18 protein-coding genes are annotated in these 16616 nt (G+C 56.4%); 5 read left to right on the forward strand and 13 right to left on the reverse strand.

Annotation, left to right across the window (positions count from 1 at the left end; all coding sequences use genetic code 11):
- Positions 1-7: 7 nt before the first annotated feature.
- Genes G523_RS0101110 through hemC form a run of 5 tightly spaced genes read right to left on the reverse strand, consistent with a single transcriptional unit; the run spans position 8 to position 4990 of the window.
- Positions 8-400 (reverse strand): hypothetical protein, encoded by a 393-nt coding sequence (locus G523_RS0101110; protein WP_022693167.1) that lies wholly within the window; start codon positions 398-400, stop codon positions 8-10.
- A complete protein-coding gene (locus G523_RS17365) occupies positions 401-1870 on the reverse strand; it encodes a heme biosynthesis protein HemY (protein WP_022693168.1) in 1470 nt (489 codons plus the stop codon). It abuts the gene before it with no gap.
- Positions 1867-3297, reverse strand: coding sequence for a hypothetical protein (locus G523_RS0101120; protein ID WP_022693169.1), 1431 nt, complete (start codon positions 3295-3297; stop codon positions 1867-1869). The genes G523_RS17365 and G523_RS0101120 overlap by 4 nt, the downstream gene beginning before the upstream one ends.
- Positions 3298-3320: 23 nt before the next feature.
- A complete protein-coding gene (locus tag G523_RS19955; protein WP_022693170.1) occupies positions 3321-4040 on the reverse strand; it encodes a uroporphyrinogen-III synthase in 720 nt (239 codons plus the stop codon).
- Positions 4041-4042: 2 nt separating this feature from the next.
- Complete coding sequence (gene hemC, locus G523_RS0101130; RefSeq protein WP_022693171.1) at positions 4043-4990, reverse strand: hydroxymethylbilane synthase; 948 nt, start codon at positions 4988-4990, stop codon at positions 4043-4045.
- Between the two features lie 47 nt (positions 4991-5037).
- On the opposite strand from hemC, the gene tsaD reads away from it, so the two are divergent.
- Both tsaD and G523_RS0101140 read left to right on the forward strand, forming a co-directional pair.
- Positions 5038-6165, forward strand: a complete 1128-nt coding sequence (gene tsaD / locus G523_RS0101135) for a tRNA (adenosine(37)-N6)-threonylcarbamoyltransferase complex transferase subunit TsaD (protein WP_022693172.1) — start codon at positions 5038-5040, stop codon at positions 6163-6165.
- A 226-nt stretch (positions 6166-6391) separates the two neighbouring features.
- Complete coding sequence (locus tag G523_RS0101140; RefSeq protein ID WP_022693173.1) at positions 6392-6922, forward strand: response regulator; 531 nt, start codon at positions 6392-6394, stop codon at positions 6920-6922.
- Positions 6923-6926: 4 nt separating this feature from the next.
- Here the strand turns inward: G523_RS0101140 and rarD are convergent, their stop codons facing one another.
- From rarD to G523_RS0101160, 4 genes are all read right to left on the reverse strand, one after another.
- A complete protein-coding gene (rarD, locus tag G523_RS0101145; protein WP_022693174.1) occupies positions 6927-7823 on the reverse strand; it encodes an EamA family transporter RarD in 897 nt (298 codons plus the stop codon).
- Positions 7824-7972: 149 nt separating this feature from the next.
- On the reverse strand, positions 7973-8836 hold the full coding sequence (gene yghU, locus G523_RS0101150) for a glutathione-dependent disulfide-bond oxidoreductase (protein ID WP_022693175.1): 864 nt from the start codon (positions 8834-8836) through the stop codon (positions 7973-7975).
- A 166-nt stretch (positions 8837-9002) separates the two neighbouring features.
- Complete coding sequence (locus G523_RS0101155; RefSeq protein ID WP_022693176.1) at positions 9003-9395, reverse strand: hypothetical protein; 393 nt, start codon at positions 9393-9395, stop codon at positions 9003-9005.
- A 449-nt stretch (positions 9396-9844) separates the two neighbouring features.
- Positions 9845-10903, reverse strand: a complete 1059-nt coding sequence (locus G523_RS0101160) for an aspartate-semialdehyde dehydrogenase (RefSeq protein WP_022693177.1) — start codon at positions 10901-10903, stop codon at positions 9845-9847.
- Between the two features lie 124 nt (positions 10904-11027).
- Between G523_RS0101160 and G523_RS0101165 the strand changes: the two genes are divergently transcribed.
- The 3 genes from G523_RS0101165 (at position 11028) to G523_RS0101175 (ending at position 13816) form a co-directional block, all read left to right on the forward strand.
- Positions 11028-11405, forward strand: coding sequence for a nuclear transport factor 2 family protein (locus G523_RS0101165; RefSeq protein WP_022693178.1), 378 nt, complete (start codon positions 11028-11030; stop codon positions 11403-11405).
- A gap of 150 nt (positions 11406-11555) precedes the next feature.
- Positions 11556-13250: a hypothetical protein gene (locus tag G523_RS17375; RefSeq protein ID WP_022693179.1), complete on the forward strand. Its 1695-nt coding sequence runs from the start codon at positions 11556-11558 to the stop codon at positions 13248-13250.
- A 14-nt stretch (positions 13251-13264) separates the two neighbouring features.
- On the forward strand, positions 13265-13816 hold the full coding sequence (locus G523_RS0101175) for a hypothetical protein (protein WP_022693180.1): 552 nt from the start codon (positions 13265-13267) through the stop codon (positions 13814-13816).
- 2 nt (positions 13817-13818) lie between these two features.
- Here the strand turns inward: G523_RS0101175 and G523_RS0101180 are convergent, their stop codons facing one another.
- From G523_RS0101180 to G523_RS0101195, 4 genes are all read right to left on the reverse strand, one after another.
- A complete protein-coding gene (locus G523_RS0101180; protein WP_022693181.1) occupies positions 13819-14733 on the reverse strand; it encodes an SGNH/GDSL hydrolase family protein in 915 nt (304 codons plus the stop codon).
- Between the two features lie 66 nt (positions 14734-14799).
- Positions 14800-15660 (reverse strand): DUF817 domain-containing protein, encoded by an 861-nt coding sequence (locus tag G523_RS0101185; protein ID WP_022693182.1) that lies wholly within the window; start codon positions 15658-15660, stop codon positions 14800-14802.
- Between the two features lie 98 nt (positions 15661-15758).
- Complete coding sequence (locus G523_RS0101190) at positions 15759-16073, reverse strand: helix-turn-helix transcriptional regulator (RefSeq protein ID WP_022693183.1); 315 nt, start codon at positions 16071-16073, stop codon at positions 15759-15761.
- 3 nt (positions 16074-16076) lie between these two features.
- Positions 16077-16508 (reverse strand): hypothetical protein, encoded by a 432-nt coding sequence (locus tag G523_RS0101195; RefSeq protein ID WP_022693184.1) that lies wholly within the window; start codon positions 16506-16508, stop codon positions 16077-16079.
- Between the last annotated feature and the right edge of the window lie 108 nt (positions 16509-16616).

The following is a 16616-nucleotide window of genomic DNA, read 5'->3' on the forward strand; positions in this document are numbered from 1 at the left end:
AGGAGATTCAATTCAGAAAGACGGTCTTCCGCGCAAAGGGCCGATCAGGCGGCGGTATGGGCCGCAATTCCTCAAGGTTTTGAAGCGTATCGGGAATGCTGGTCTCAACAGCCGCATACTGAACTGCCAGGATCAGATCGAGAGCAGGTTGAACAAGGCTGTCGTCCAAATCACTACGGACCGCCATGAACTCGGTCGCAGGCACATGATCACAGTCATCTTCAAGCACAGGTGCAGGCATGCCGTGCCCAGCATCCATCATTGCCATTTCATGGCAGTGATCGCTCGCATCAGCCTGCTGCTGAAGCGCAAATTCATGATTGCAGGCACACGCCGTCTGGACACCAACAAGACTGAGGGTGAGCAGGAGAAGGACGTATGTGCGCAGCTGCTTAATCATCTAAGGCTTTTGAATATAGTCCACGGGCGGCGGAGCGCAAGACGTGCCCGGTGCGTCACCCGGTGTCGGCGCCGCTTTAGGCTCCGGCGCAGGCGCCTGAGCGGGTGCGGAATAGGTGATAGCCCGCGTGCGCGCGACATCCAGCTCGGCGCGGTAGGTCTCATGACGCGGATGGATCAGCTGGCCTGAGTCACCATAGGCATAGACCATACGAGCCCAGTCATCCTTGGAGTACATGAAAGCTGTGCCGTCTGTATCTATGTCGCTCCATTCCGGCTCTCGCGCAGCAGACGCAGCGCGTTCAGACCATGTGCGCGCGGCACCTTCATCATGTTTCGCCGAAGAGATCATTTCCATCAGACGGCAAACGCGGCTTGTCGGCGCCCCGCCCTGAAGCAGAGGTGCGAGCGCTTTCTCTGCCGCTTCCCACTCACCCTGAGCGATCGCCGTATCAGCTTTTAGCAAGGCCGTTTCACGATGGGTTTTGTTTGCCGCAATCAGAGCGTTGGTCGCGCGACGTCCACCCGATTTACCCTCGCCATCATCGAGACGTTCTGCCACCAGCGCGAGCGCTGGATGCGGGTGAGATTTCCAGCCCGTCTCCAGAGATGTGATTGCAGGTTTAATCGCATCACGCGCAAGCTGGAGCCGCGCAAGATGATAAGCTGCCGGAGGAAATGCCGGATCGGTTTTCAGCGCTTCAGAGAGAATGCGCTCAGCACCTTCAGGGTCCGTCGACATGATGTCTGACGCCTCAGCCGTCAGAAGCACGCCGCGGCGACGACGGGCATTATCCGAGGTGATGTGACGCTTCGTTTCGCCCTGAGCGAGCACAGTACGCGCTTCTTCCCAATTGCCACGTGCGACGTAGATCTCGAACAGAGAGCGGAACGGCCAGTCGCCGGTTTCACCCTTCATTTCGAGGGCTTCGCGCGCTCGCTCAATGGCCATGCCATAGTCGCCGCGCTTCACCGCAGCGCCCGTCAGGCCACGAAGACCAGCCAGATGCGCACCCGGTTTACGGGACAGTTCGGCATAAGCGCGTTCGGCGCGCGTCCAGTCAGCTTCCTGCTCTGCCGTCATAGCATCCAGAAGGAGCGCAAGGCGTTCGTCTTCGGCGTCAGAAAGCGCCTTACCGATCAGACGTTTTGCGCCTTTAATATCCCCGCCTTCAATGGCGAGGAGACCATTTGCAAGCGCCTCATTGCCTTTGCGCTTACGAGAGCGCAGGCGCATGGATTTGATGCGGGTCGGCAGGCGGAACACACCAGTTACGAACGCCCAGAAAATTGCAATCACAGCGCCAAAAACCAGAAGCGCGATTGCTGCACCGGTCAGTGTCAGCACGACATCCGGCTGGTTCTCACGTTCGAGAACAAAGCGCCATGGAATATCGTTTGCCCACATGGCCAGTACGACGAGCGCCCCAACCAGAAGGACGGTCAAAAGGAGCCAGAAAAGTTTGGTCATTGTGCGCTGCCCCCGTCCATTACGTCACGGCGTAGCCGGTTCATCAATTGATTGATCTGTGCACGGCGCTGCGCATCCGCAAGCCAGCCGGCAAGCGCCTCACCCTGAGGCCCCTCCACCATGCGAATTTCGCGCAAGGCTGCTGGCAAATCATTTTCTTCCAGAAGTTCAAGCGCGACATCCATGCGGCGCGTCGCGGTTTCACCGCTTGCTGAACCTTCTTCGCGCATAGTCACCACGCCGGACAGCAGATCGCCAAGCCACGCCCACTCGCCGGATGGTGGCTCAGGTATACCCGCCTGCGCGACCTGCGGCTTCAAGTCTTCCAGACGGCGGCGGAGCACCTCAATAGATGGCGCGCCCTGTTCAGACAGACGACGAAGCGTCGACACGCTCGCATTGGCCGGAAGCTGAATAGCAAGCGCTTCAAGCTCGGTGCCAAACGGGCCGCCATCCTGAACCGCAGCATCAAGAGAAGACAGCGCCAGAACCCGGTCGGCACGGCGCACCAGCGCCTGCTCATCTTCATTCAGCTGGGCAGCTTCAACGCTGTTAATGCGCTCGTTAACGACTTCACGCAGCGCATTGAGGTCACCAGTCATGTCTGCAATTGCCTGCTGACGCTCAGCATCCGTTTCGGCCGCGCCCGTTATGCGCTCATCTACAGCGCCGAGCTCTGTTTCAAGCGCTCCGATTTGCTGGGCAAGCTCACGCAGAGCTTCGTCACGCGCATCCATTGCGTCAGCAAATTGCTGATCGACAGCTTCAAGCTGCGATGTGCGTTCCTGTAACGATGCAACCGTGCGCGCCAGTTCCTGCGGCGTGGCTTCGCCGGTCGGATCGAGCGCCTCGATTGCATTCAGCCGGTCCATGAGGGCCGCAAGTGAGATTTCCGGACGTGGCAAAGGCGTTGAGTCGCCATCCGTTTCCGGTCCTGCAGGCGCTTCCGCTCCGTCTTCCGCAGGCGCAACCACCTCACCGTCAACTGGCGCGTTGTCAGAAACACCGAGCAGAGACATGTAGCGCGCGTTCAGGAAGGCAATATCTTCACGCAGCGCGGCGAGTGCTTCGCCTTGTGTTTCTTCCAGCTCGGCTTCGCGGCTTGCAACGTCCTCAAGACGAACATTCAACGTGCGCATCTGCTCCTGAACATTGTCGATGCGGGTCGTCATTGTGCGATCTGCATCTTCAAGCAGGGAAATATCTACAGCGACTTCGGCAGCCTGCGCATAACGTCCGTCAGTACCACTGGCCACCACGCCGATTGCGCCGCCACCAAGGGCTGCAAGCACACCGGCAGAGATCAGACCGATCCATCCAGGTCCTGATGATGATGCGGTTGTTTTTGAACTCGTTTCAGACTGATCAGCCGGCGTAAATTCAACGTCGATCGGTTCGGATTCGGATGGATTTTCAGCGCTAGCCATAACAGGGGCCTTGGGTGGTTAAGTCAGTCCGATGATAGCCCCGATTTGAGGGCAATTTGAAGTGCTTCGAGCAGCTTCTCTTCATTTGGCCCTGATGCGCAGGAAACACAATGCCATTGAAGGTGCTTAAGCGGTTCTGCCGCACGTTCTGATACTGCCACCAGCATGAGCTTACCGGTCTCAACGGGCGTTTCATCCAGCCAGCCTAGCACAGCATCAGCCGCCTTGGCCGAATGCAGGAGAATTACGTCGCCGGACTGCAATTGTTCCAGAGAAACAGGACGCTGCGTTGGCCGCGCGCCATAAAGCGGGACAAAGCGCGCCGCAAAACCAGCACCGTTCAGCCTGCGGCACACCTCACCTGCTGCCGCATCGTTGGCGTAATGCACCCAGGCACCATCATGGGTTTCGAAGTCGGAAGTGATCTTTTGGACGAGCGCGTCTGAATTTCCGTCCGCATTCCAGATCGCGCGAAAGCCAGCCTCCTCAGCGGCGCTGGTTGTCGCCGGGCCGACGCACATTGCATCAACCGAAACCGGAAAGCCTGCTTCGACATACGCGCGCACACCATTCGCACTTGTGAAGATCACACGCTCGCCGTCTTGCGGCGGCCAATCGGCCTCAGGGGCAAACGCCTTAATGGACAGCGCTGGCGCGACAAGCGGGACGAGCCCCATCGCATTCAGCCGCGCCGCCGTTTCACTGGCACCCGGTTCTGCCCGCGTTACCAGCACTCGCCTCATGTCTATTCGGTCTCCAGATGAGGAAGCTTTCCGCCCGCCTGCTCTCGCAATTTACGACCGGCGCTCAGCCCCATCTCATGGAAATCCTGAAGGAAGAGCTCCAGCCCTTCCAGCGTTTCTTCAGCCTCATAAAAAGGCGTGCCAGACGGATCAGCCGTGCGAACAACGAGGCGATAGACACCCGTCCCCTCATGAAAAAGATGCGCAGCAATCGGCGTTCGACAGGAGCCATCCAGCTCATAAAGTGCAGCCCGCTCTGCAATCGCGGCACGCTCAGCAGAAACGTCATTAAGCGAGGCCACGCATTTCAGCACGTCCTCGTCGAGCTGGTCCGGATAGGCTGCGATACCGAGAATGCCCTGCCCGACCGCTGGCAGGAAGGTATTCGGATCGAGCGGGCGACCAACCTTCTCTTCAAGAGACAATCTGTTCAGACCAGCAGATGCAAGGAAGGTCGCATCGGCGACGCCATCGCCCAGCTTTTTGAGACGCGTCTGCACATTGCCGCGAAACTCGACCACTTTCAGGTCCGGACGGCGCGCCAGCGCAAACGCTCGGCGGCGCAGGCTTGATGTACCAAGCGTCGCGCCCTCAGGCAGATCATCAAAGCTCTCATATTTCAGGCTGACGAAAGCATCGCGCGGGTCTTCACGCACCGGATACGCAATGATGCGCTGACCGACCGGCAGCTCAACGGGCACGTCTTTCAAAGAGTGCACAAGAATGTCGACACGGTTTTCCTCAAGCGCGATGTCCAGCTCTTTTGTGAACAGGCCTTTGCCGCCCGCCGCCAGAAGGCTGCGATCCTGCAACTGGTCGCCGCTCGTCGTCATGCTCACCAGCTCGCACTTGATATCACCCACAGATGCCGCCTCAATCTGGGATGCCACCCATTCAGATTGGGCGAGCGCGAGAGGAGAGTTACGAGTGCCGATACGAAGCGTTTTCATATAATTGCCAGTTGTTTTCTATCTTGGACATTGCGTCGGGGACCAGAATGGCTACAACCGCGCCCATCATGGAGCAAGCCCCAGACAGCGCTAAGATCATTCTCGGCATCGAAACCAGCTGCGACGAAACAGCTGCGGCCGTGCTACGCCTTGAGAACGGCGTGCCGGAGATACTCGGCGAAGTCATTGCCAGCCAGTTTGACGATCACAAAGCCTATGGCGGTGTGGTGCCTGAAATTGCGGCCCGCGCGCATGCCGATGTCTGCGACAGCGTTGTCGAAGAAACGCTGAAACGCGCTGGCGTCACGGTCGCCGATATTGATGCCTTCGCCGCGACATCCGGACCAGGCCTGATCGGCGGGGTAATGGTCGGCATGATGACAGCCAAAGCGCTCGCCATGTCTTCTGGCAAACCGTTTATCGGTGTGAACCATCTGGAAGGCCACGCGCTCTCCCCGCGCCTGAGCGAGCCGGTTGAGTTTCCCTATCTGCTGCTTCTGGTCTCTGGCGGACACTGCCAGTTTATTGCCGTTGAGGGGCTTGGCCAGTATCGTCGCCTTGGTTCGACCATTGATGACGCAGTCGGTGAAGCCTTCGACAAAACGGCTAAAGTTCTGGGCCTTGGCTTTCCGGGCGGGCCTGCAGTTGAACGCCGCGCCAAAGATGGAAATCCTGACGCCATCAAATTGCCTCGCCCGCTGCTCGACCGGCCGGGCCTCGATATGTCGTTTGCTGGCCTCAAAACTGCGGTGCTGCGTGAAGCCCAGCAAATGGAACTCACCGATCAGGCACTCTGCGATATCGCCGCGAGCTTTCAGAAAACCATTTGCGAAATTCTCACCGAGAAATCCCGCCGCGCCATGCAGCTTGTTCGCGAAGAGATGAATTTTGCGGGTGAACCCGGATTTGTAATCGCAGGCGGTGTGGGCGCCAATCAGGCTCTGCGCACCTCCCTCACCGAGCTTGCTTCAGAAGAAGGCTTCAGCTTTCACGCCCCGCCTTTGAAATGGTGCACCGACAATGGCGCCATGATCGCCTATGCCGGCGCCATGCGTTTCATTTCGGGACAAGTTTCACCGCTGGATCTCGCCGCGCGACCAAGATGGCCCCTTGATGAGGCCTCAGCTGAGACAAATCCGGTGTTTGGCGGCGGAAAACGGGGCGCTAAAGCCTGATTCACCTGGCACGGGAATCGCAAAGACAGATTTGAGTTTGATGCTTCATCGATCTCACACACTAGGCAAATACTTTCAGGCTTCGACCGGCACCGGTTCGAAGCCTTTTCTTTGTTCTGCACAGCCAAAACCGATTCACCGGCAGATTACTTAAATTCAATATCCGCCTGTTAACACTTAACGCGTAAACATGAGGCTCTAATTGGTGTGCGGAGCTATTGGGATAATGCGGGCAAACAATCTGTCTGTTCTGATTGTGGATGATAACGTCCACATGCTGCGCATTCTTGCGACGATGGTTCGTGGCTACGGCTTTGACGAAGTGCACATGGTTCAGGACCCGGCGGACGCGCTCGAAGTCATCAAATCCACACCGGTTGATCTTATATTCCTCGATTACCGCATGCCAGTACTCGATGGCATCGAATTTACCCAGCTCGTTCGCAATTCTCACGACTCCCCGAACCCATATGTGCCGATCATCATGATCACTGCGCACTCAGAGCCTTCCAAGGTCCGCGCAGCGCGCGATGCGGGTGTGACCGAGTTCTGCTGTAAGCCGATCAATGCGCAAACGCTTTACAGTCGCATTGTGTCAGTCGTGAACAAGCCGCGCGATTTCATCCGCGCACCAAACTATTTCGGCCCGGACCGTCGCCGCCGCGATGATCCGCACTATCGCGGACCTGAACGTCGCCATGACCGCATGCAGGACGATATCGACAACATCATGAAAGACGACACAGTCGGCTTCTGATCCGTCAGGTCGGACGCAGCGCGCTTCGGCGCAAATGCCTGTCATGCCCGTAAGCATCCAGTGAAAATAGAATAACCGCGACAAGTATCAGCGAGAATGTGCCGAGACGCAGAGACGTCAGCGTCTCTCCAAAGGCCAATGCCAGCAGAAACTGCATGGTTGGCCCCAGATACTGCATGATGCCAATCGTCGAGAATTTGAGCCGCTTCGCCGCGAGCGCAAAAAGAATAAGCGGAAACGCCGTAGCTGGGCCTGCAAGCATCAGCATGAGCAGGTTTGGAATACTGCCACCGATGAGCGAACCACCCTGCTGAGCCACGATAGCCAACCAGATCAATGCGGCCGGCAGCAGGAACAGCACTTCAAGCGTCAGCCCGACACGGCCATCCACCTGCACCTGCCGGCGAATATATCCGTACGTCGCGAAGCTGAAGCACAGGATTAGCGACACCCAGGGAAGACGGCCAAGCGCAATCGTTTCGACAATGACGGCTATCGCCGCGATAGAGACGGCAAACCATTGCAGGCGGCGCAGCTTCTCAGACAAGAACACCGCACCAATCGCGACATTTACAAGCGGGTTCAGAAAATATCCGAGGCTCGCCTCGATAATCCGGTCATTCGTAACGGCCCAGATATAGGTAAGCCAGTTTCCCGCAATCAACGCCGAAGACAGAACCAGCCAGAGCGTGGACGGGCGCCGCAGCATTGCGAATATCTCGTGGAAACGTCCGGCAACAATCAGCAAAAGCGCGCCGGTCGGCACGGACCAGACAACCCGGTGCGCGAGAATATCTGTCGGCGCAATGTGATCGAGCAATTTCAGGTAAAGCGGAAGCAGGCCCCACATGAAATAGGCGCCCAGTCCGGACATAAAACCGAAGCGTTGGTCAGGTGACATATTTTAACCCCCTCCGCTCCGGTTAGACAGTTTCAACGCGCCAATACACCCGTTTCATGAGGCCTGTCAGACAAAAATTCGCCGCCACACAAAAATGTCGGCAGGACCAGCCTGCCGACATTTCGTTTCAGCTCAAACCACAGAAAGGATCAGGCCTGCAGCTTGTCCTGAGTTTTGGTATCAAAGTCGGATGCGTCATGACGCTCGTGCAGCTGGGAAGACGGCTCACCGAATGTGCGGTTCACCATACGCCCGCGCTTCACAGCAGGGCGCGCGCCGACCTCATCGGCCCAGCGAATGACATGCTCATACTCGTGCACAGCGAGGAACTCTTTGGCGTCATAAAGAACGCCCTTCGCCATCGCGCCATACCACGGCCAGATCGCCATATCGGCGATGGAATATTCGTCACCTGCCATGAATTTGTTCTCAGCCAGATGACGGTTAAGCACATCCATCTGACGCTTCACTTCCATCGCAAAGCGATTGATCGGATATTCCATCTTGAACGGCGCATAGGCATAGAAATGCCCGAAGCCGCCGCCCAGATATGGCGCTGAGCCCATCTGCCAGAACAGCCAGTTCATCGCTTCTGTCTTCGCGCCGTGTTCTTCAGGAACGAAGGCACCGAATTTATTTGCGAGGTAGAGAAGGATGGAGGCGGACTCGAACACACGCGTGCCGGTCGTCGTATCCAGCATGACCGGAATTTTCGAATTCGGGTTCAGCTCCACATAGCCTGACGAAAACTGATCGCCCTCACCAATATTGATAAGCCAGGCATCGTATTCCGCGTCAGAATACCCTGCCGCCAGCAGCTCCTCCAGCATGATGGTGACTTTCACGCCGTTCGGCGTACCAAGCGAGTAGAGCTGGATCGGATGCTTGCCCTTTGGCAATTCCTTCTCGTGCGTCGGCCCTGCGATCGGACGATTGATGTTCGCAAAGCGACCGCCGCTTTCCGCATCCCAGGTCCACACCTTTGGTGGTACATATTCGTTTTGTTCTGCCATTTCCCAGCTCCTTTTCTTCGTCAGACCCTGACGCCCGTTTGCTCCACTCCATCTGGGAAAGCGGTCGCCCACATCAAGCCTGACAAGGTTCAACTGAATGTGAGCACAAAAAGAAAGGGCCGGCACGCTTTCACGTCCGGCCCTGTTCGTCAGATGAGAATATGTATCAGGAGCGCTGGATACGGTGGAGGCTGAGCTCCTCGATGCCAAACGCCGGGTCCTGCGCTATACGGTGAAGCGCGAAGCCATTGAAGAAGCCGAATGCAGCAATGAAGAATGCTTCAAAGAGTGCAAGGTGGCCGATATCCATTTTGCCCATAGCAATCGCTACAATGAACGCAGCATATACAGGCAGCATGAGATAGAATGCGTAACGGCCAATCAGGCCTCCGCGTTCGGTGATTACCTTCCAGCCATCATCCTCTTTCTGGAGATAGCTGTCGTAAAAGATTGTTTTTCCGAGCGCTACCTTATCGGCAGAAACATCAGAAGGGGGGTCGTTGCGCCACTGGCTCGTAAAACGGCCAAAATGGATCGCATCCCAGATTTTTTTCAGCATGGTGCGAACCTTATGTCTTATTTAGTCGTGTACCGGACCTATTTTTCGATCTCGAACACGCGTTGAATATGATAGTATCGCAAAACTGAGAAATTTCAATATCTAAATTTTTTCAATTATTTCAGTGCATTGAAAATTTTTAATTTGTCACTTTTTAATCCGTATAGAGATTAAATATTAAACGACAAGATTTTTGACAGTTTCGTGACACTCCGAAAAAGCCTGATTTGAGAGCTCAATTATCCGAAGTGGCAGATACAACACCGGAACGCGAAACGGGTTCCAATTTATCTGCAAAAAAATTTTGAGAACGCCGCGCTGCACACGGAGCATTACGCAGACCAGCAATGTTGCCCACGGAAAAAGCCCCGCGACACGAAATGCATCACGGGGCTTTCAAAGAACGGGTGTTTTCCGGGACTAACAGACAGCCCCACGGCCAGACAAACTTAAGCGTCAGCTGGTGGCGGCACCAAAATCTTTTCGGGCTTGAGCACGCCGCGGTTCAGAAGCTCTTCAGCGATCTGGACTGCGTTGAGCGCAGCGCCCTTACGCAGATTGTCAGACACACACCAGAACGCGATGCCATGCTCGACGGTTTTGTCGACGCGGATGCGGGAAATAAACGTCGCCCACTCACCCACGCACTCAATTGGCGTTACGAAATTCTCTTCGTCAGACTCACGCTTGTCGACCACCATAATACCCGGGCTTTCACGTAGAAGGTTTCGGCACTCTTCTTCCGTAAGCGCACCGGCAAGCTCAAGGTGAACCGCCTCAGCATGCCCGACAAACGTCGGCACGCGCACACACGTGGCAACGAGCTCGATGTCTTCGTCGAGAATCTTCTTCGTCTCGACTTCCATCTTCCACTCTTCCTTAGTGCGACCGTCTTCCATGAAGTCGTCGATCTGCGGAATAACGTTGAACGCAATCTGCTTTGAGAACTCTCGCGGCTCGGCCTCCTGATTGACGTAAATGCCCTTGGTCTGATTCCAGAGCTCGTCCATCGCCTCACGGCCAGCACCGGATGTGGACTGATAAGTCGAGACGACAACGCGCTCGATACCGACCTTGTCGTGGATCGGCTTCAGCGCAACAACCAGCTGCGCCGTAGAGCAGTTCGGATTGGCGATGATATTCTTCTCATCATATCCCATCACCGCGTCCGCGTTCACCTCCGGAACAACCAGCGGCACGAGCGGGTCCATCCGGAAAGCAGACGAGTTGTCGATCACGATACAATCCTGCAGCGCGATCTTCGGCGCCCATTCGAGCGCGACAGAACCGCCCGCGGACATGAAACACAGATCGACCGTTGAGAAGTCAAACTGCTCAATATCATGACACTTCAGCTCACGATCACCATAAGAGACCGTTCGACCGATTGATTTACGCGATGCAACCGCGAAAACCTCGTCAGAAGGGAACAGACGCTCTTCAAGAATGTTGAGCATTTCCTGGCCCACATTACCCGTGGCGCCTACGACAGCTACTCGCAAAGCCATGTTAACTGATCCCTGTTTTGAAAGTGGAGAGCGCGTGGATTACAGGATTTTCGCCGCAATGCAAAATACTCTTGATCAAACGCCCCTTTATAATGTTATCCCTAGCGCCTGACAGGAGACCGGAATGGAAAGCCTAGAAAGCCTCGTAGAGCGCTATGTCGAATGCTATAATCGCGTCGATGTGGAGGGCATGCTGGAGTGCGTGACAGACGACGTCGAGTTCGAAAACATTTCCAACTCCGGCCAATCCATGCAGCTGCAGGGAAAAGAGGCGCTTGCACAGGTGGCATCCGCCAGCTCGCAGGCGTTTTCCTTTCGTCGCCAGCGCGTCCTCAGCCTGGTCTGCACCGAAGACAAAGCCGCAGCAGAAGTCCAGTTTAAGGGCATTGCGGCGCTCGATCTACCTAATGGTGTCATGCAGGGCCAGAGCGTCGATATTCGCGGCGCCAGCTTCTTTGAAGCACGCGACGGGCTTATCTCCCGCATTGTCGATTATTCCTGAGCACGTACTCCGGCAAAAACAGCCCCGGAAATCGCTTCAATTCACTAGAATTTGCTCCGTATTAACGGTGACACGCGAGATGTATTCGGACTAACCTGTTTCCTCGCGGCAGCAGGCCGCAATGTGTTTTACGAATAAGGTTGATTTGGCATGGTCAGTAAATTCAAAGCCGTAAGCTACGTCGCTCTTGCAGCAGCTATGCTGACCGTTACGGCATGTAGCGGCGGTGGTGGCGGCAGCAGCCCGACACCAACTCCAACGCCGACGCCAACACCGTCTCCACCACCACCGCCGCCACCTCCTCCACCGCCACCTCCGCCTCCGCCTCCGCCTCCGAGCTCGGTGACGATTTCCGGTACGATTACGTATGACAGCGTTCCGCATAATCCGGCGACAAGCGGCCTGAACTACAATGCGACAGTCCAGCTGCCAGCGCGCGGCGTGACAGTTCAACTCCTCAACGGCTCGGGAAGCGTTCTGGACACCACCAGGACCGATGCGACGGGCGGTTACTCTTTCAGCGTCGCTTCAGAGACGAACGTTCGTGTTCGCGCCCGCGCAGAGATCGTAGAAACCGGTACGCCGGGCTGGGATGTCAGCGTCACTGACAACACCAATAACAATGCGCTCTATGTGCTGTCAGGTTCTCTGACGTCATCCAGCACAGCGGACTCCACCCGTGACCTGCACGCAGCATCCGGCTGGGGCGGCACATCGTACACCAGCACACGCGCCGCTGCGCCGTTCGCAATCCTCGATCCGCTCTATGATGCTGTGAACGAAGTGACCACTGCCGATCCGACAGCCGTTCTGCCACCGGTCGAGCTACGCTGGAGTACAGATAACCGCGCCGCTAGAGGAGACCTGACGATCGGCGAAATCGGCACCTCATTCTACAATGGCACCGCAATTTATATTCTGGGTGATGAAAACGGTGACACGGATGAATATGACAGCAGCGTCGTCGTCCACGAATGGGGCCATTATCTCGAAGACAATGTCAGCCGGTCTGACAGCATGGGCGGCAGCCACAGCCCTGATCAGTATCTGGACCCGCGAATAGCCTGGGGCGAAGGCTTTGCGAACGCCTTCTCAGGCATCATTCTGCAAGACCCTGTATACCGAGACAGCGGCGGCCAACAGCAAGCGGGCGGCTTCGGCATCAATATGGAAAATCGGCCATCAGCGAATCCGGGCTGGTATAACGAGCTGACCGTCCAGAAAGTCGTCTATGATATCTGGGACAGCAATTCTGACGGCGCAGACAATCTGAGTCTCGGCTTTGCGCCAATTTACTCGGTACTGACATCCTCGTCCTATACCGGGTCGGAATACTTCATCACGATCTTCAACTTCCTGGATGAGCTGGCGTCGCAAAATCCGGGGGCTGCAGCCCAGATCACGGCCATCGCAAACGACCAGTCAATTAATGGTACCGGCCATAACGGCGCTGGCGAAACCAATTCGGGCAATTATGCAAACGCTCTGCCAGTGTATCAGGAAATCACGCCGGGCCAGACCACACAGGTCTGCTCCACGGACCTGAACGGCAGCTTCAACAAGCTGGGCAATCGTGACCTTGTGACCGTGACCTTCCCAAGCGCCGGCACACACACAATCACGATGTCCCGCGTTTCGGGCCCGACAGGCACAGACCCTGATTTTATCATTTATCGCGACGGCCAACGCATCGTTGTCAGCCAGGAACAAACGGCAGATAGCGAAACATATACAGGCGACTTCGAGGCGGACACCTACGTCATCGATACATATGATTTTGTCTATGCGGATGGCGGCAGCACCTATACCGGTGAAATCTGCTTCGATTTCAGCGTCTCAAACTAAGGCGGAGACCCACAATGTTCTTTAAGAAAACACCAATGATCCTCGCCGCCTCGCTTCTGGCTGTTGCGGCCTGCTCTTCACAGACGTCCACGACCACAACAGCGGCGACCGAAGAGGCACACGGCGCAGGCGATTACACCAAGCCGGGCCCTGCGCTGGAAATGAGCCATTCCTATGACGGCCAGTCTAACAGTTTCTCGTCTGAGAACTTCACCGTTACCGTTACTGACGGATACGATGACGGTACGCTGACAGTCATCATCGATGCGCCTGAAGCTCTGAACTTCTTCTCAGCGCAGGAATTCACCTTCGACATGTCGGGCGATGCGCCGCATACGATGCCAGTCGACTTCTCCGCGCGCGAAGATGGCCGCTACTATCTGAACGTCATTATGCATGCCGACCTCGGCAATGATGAGGTTCAGTCGACCGTTGCGTCCATCGCGATTCCGGTTGGCACGGGTGAAGCCGTCGCGTTCACACCAGAGCACGAAACAACCCTCACACCGGACGGCGAAACTGTCATCGAGATGGAAGCCGAAGAATCCATCTCAACAGGCGAATAAGCCTAGTCCGCTGCTTCCAGTTCAAACTGGTCGATAAAGGCCTCCGCCAGCAATTCGTGCACGGCGGAAGTTTTATGCGCGCCGTCATGATTGATGAGACCGGTGCAATCCTCATTCGAGATGCAATAGCCCGCTTCGCTGCCATCATACGCCGCAAAGCCGTGAGCCTCGGCGTTGTCAGCAATCTCCCGGATGACCGCATACGTATCAAACAGCTCGACATCGGCTTCCAGCGCCTCGTCCAGCTCTGACACCAACGCCCTGATCGCGATATTCATCTGACGCCCTGCCGCATCATTGCGAGCGGCCTCATCTGGCTCATCTTCCGGTCTGTTATGATCGGAAAGCACGGGCCGCGGCGTTCGCGTCCCGACAACAATCTGCTCAGCCCCGAGCGCATCGAGCTGCGTCACCGTATAGCGAAGGTTTTGAACGACGCCTTCAACCGCTTCATCGATTGCAGCCTGATCATTCTTGTCTATCAGCGCGATGTCGTTAGAGCCCGCAGTCACTGTGTAGAGCGCCTGCGGATCTGCCGGATACCCGCCCAGAAACGCTTCAAACTCGGCAAGCTGAGCGAGCGTGCCCGTCTCCATTACATCAGGCAGGCCGCGATAGCCGACAATGTTCAGCGCGCCACTCGTCGCGCCGCCCCACGAGAAGTTCAGCTGCGAGATACCCAGCTCTCGCACGAGGAACTCAGGCAGGATCGCACCGTTAGACGAGCGACCCGCAATCGTGTTTGGCGGAGGACGAATACCGTCATTGGCCGAACCGCCTGTCGCCTCGGAATTCACGCGACCAACATCCAGATTGCTATCGCCGAAAAATATAAGCTGCGTTACCTCTCCGGCATGCGCCGACACAGGCAAACAGATCAGCGCAGACGCGCTGACAAGCCCTTTAAATACGCGCATATGCGCCTCCTCCCTATTATTATGTGAGCGCACTATGACAAAGTGCGAGGGAGCAGGCCAGAGGCACTAAACGCCGGTTTCGGGCTTTTTCCGCATATGCACGAAGGCGACGAGAACGAAGCTGATAATCATCAGAAGATACCAGGCACCCAGCTTTTGCAGGGACACCATATGCCACTCAACCTCCTGCCCCGGATAGCTCCAGGCACGGGCAAAGGTCGCAATATTCTCGGCGAACCAGATAAAAAGCGCGACAAGCAACAGCCCGATAAAAAGCGGCATAGGACGGTGTTTCTCATCCGGCCTGAACCAGATGACGCTCGGCCCGTAAATCAGCACGCTCACCACATAGAGGCCAATCCGGACATCAACCGTGAAATGATGGGTGAAGAAGTTGATATAGACCGCGAGCGCCAGAAGCCCCTGCACCCATAGCGGTGGAAACCGGTCAAACCGGAAATCGAATATCCGCCAGACCCGCGCAATGTAAGACCCGACGCAGGCATACATAAAACCGGAAAACAGCGGCACGCCGCCTATTCGAAAGAAGGCCGGCTCTGGATACACCCAAGAGCCCATCTCGGTTTTGAAGACCTCCATGAGCGTGCCAACCACATGGAAGACGAAGATGACCTTCGCTTCTTCAAGGCTCTCCAGCCCTGAGATCAGCATCCCGATCTGGATCGCCAGTGCGCAGAGGAAAATGAAATCGAACCGGCCGATCGGCGCATCATCCGGATAGAAGAGATATGTGCCCATCAGAAGCACCAGCATCGCGCCGCCAAACAGGCAGGCCCAGGCCTGTTTTATGCCGAAAGAGAGAAACTCATAGGCACCGAGACTCCATGGTCCGTTCACCCATCTGGCGCGCAGACTGACATGCGCCTCATGCAAGCGCTCTCTCATGGATTTATAGGCTGGCTTCATGCATCCGGTTCCCTCACGCGACTAGACTAGCCTTTGCCTTGAATTGCCGACAGAAAAAAGGCGGCCCCGTGGCCGCCTATTTATGATTTGAGGCCGCATCAAAAAAGGGTGGTGATCATCACCCCCGCTCCAAGCCCCAGCACGAAGAGCGCAAGCCCGGCCACGCCATGCGCCCATGAGGTTTTGGGCTGCGCAGTCGCCTCACCGCCTTCGCGCACACTGTCCATAAGCAAGGTTGTCTTCTCGACGTTAAATACGCTGGCGAGCGCGAGAGTCGTCTCCATCGAGGCGACCCCATCCTTCTCCACCCGCTGGATGGTGCGCACGCTGACATCACAGATTTCTGCCAGATGCTGCTGCGTCCAGCCGTTTTGCGAGCGAAGGTCTTTGACCGTTTCAGATACGAGCAACATGGATTACGCGCCCGCACCAGATGCTCGGGCGATTGCTTCGCCGATATACACGCCCAGCGGATACATCACCGCGCCCATAGCCAGCCCGGCCGCGAGGAAAGCGCCTAGCGCAACCACGCCTTTTGCGTCCTGCGTGATGCCCTTGGTGAAGAGCTTCTGGCCGCCTGCATGCGCCTCGCAATAAAGCGTCGTGCCCCAGCGATAGCCGAGCGTGACCTGAATGATCTCACCGTCTGGCAGCGTCACATCATGCGTCTCGGAAAACTTCCAGCTGTCAATCTCATCGACGATTTCGTCATTCAGCCAGATGCGTGTGCGCGGCGACCATGTAGAGGCCTGCGCAATAATCTGCTGCCCTTTATAGACGAACGGGAAAGTCACCCAGCCGAGCGAGACTTTCATTTGCGGTATTGAGTGCGTGATTGTGTTTGTCATGGTGGAACTCCTTTCATCCCACCAAACGAGCTATAGCAAGCATTTCCGAAAAAGAACGACACGGACGTGACTGTCACCTTTGTGTCAGGGTGACAGTCAGCTGTCAGG

The organism is Ponticaulis koreensis DSM 19734, from assembly GCF_000420665.1.
Lineage (GTDB): Bacteria > Pseudomonadota > Alphaproteobacteria > Caulobacterales > Hyphomonadaceae > Ponticaulis > Ponticaulis koreensis.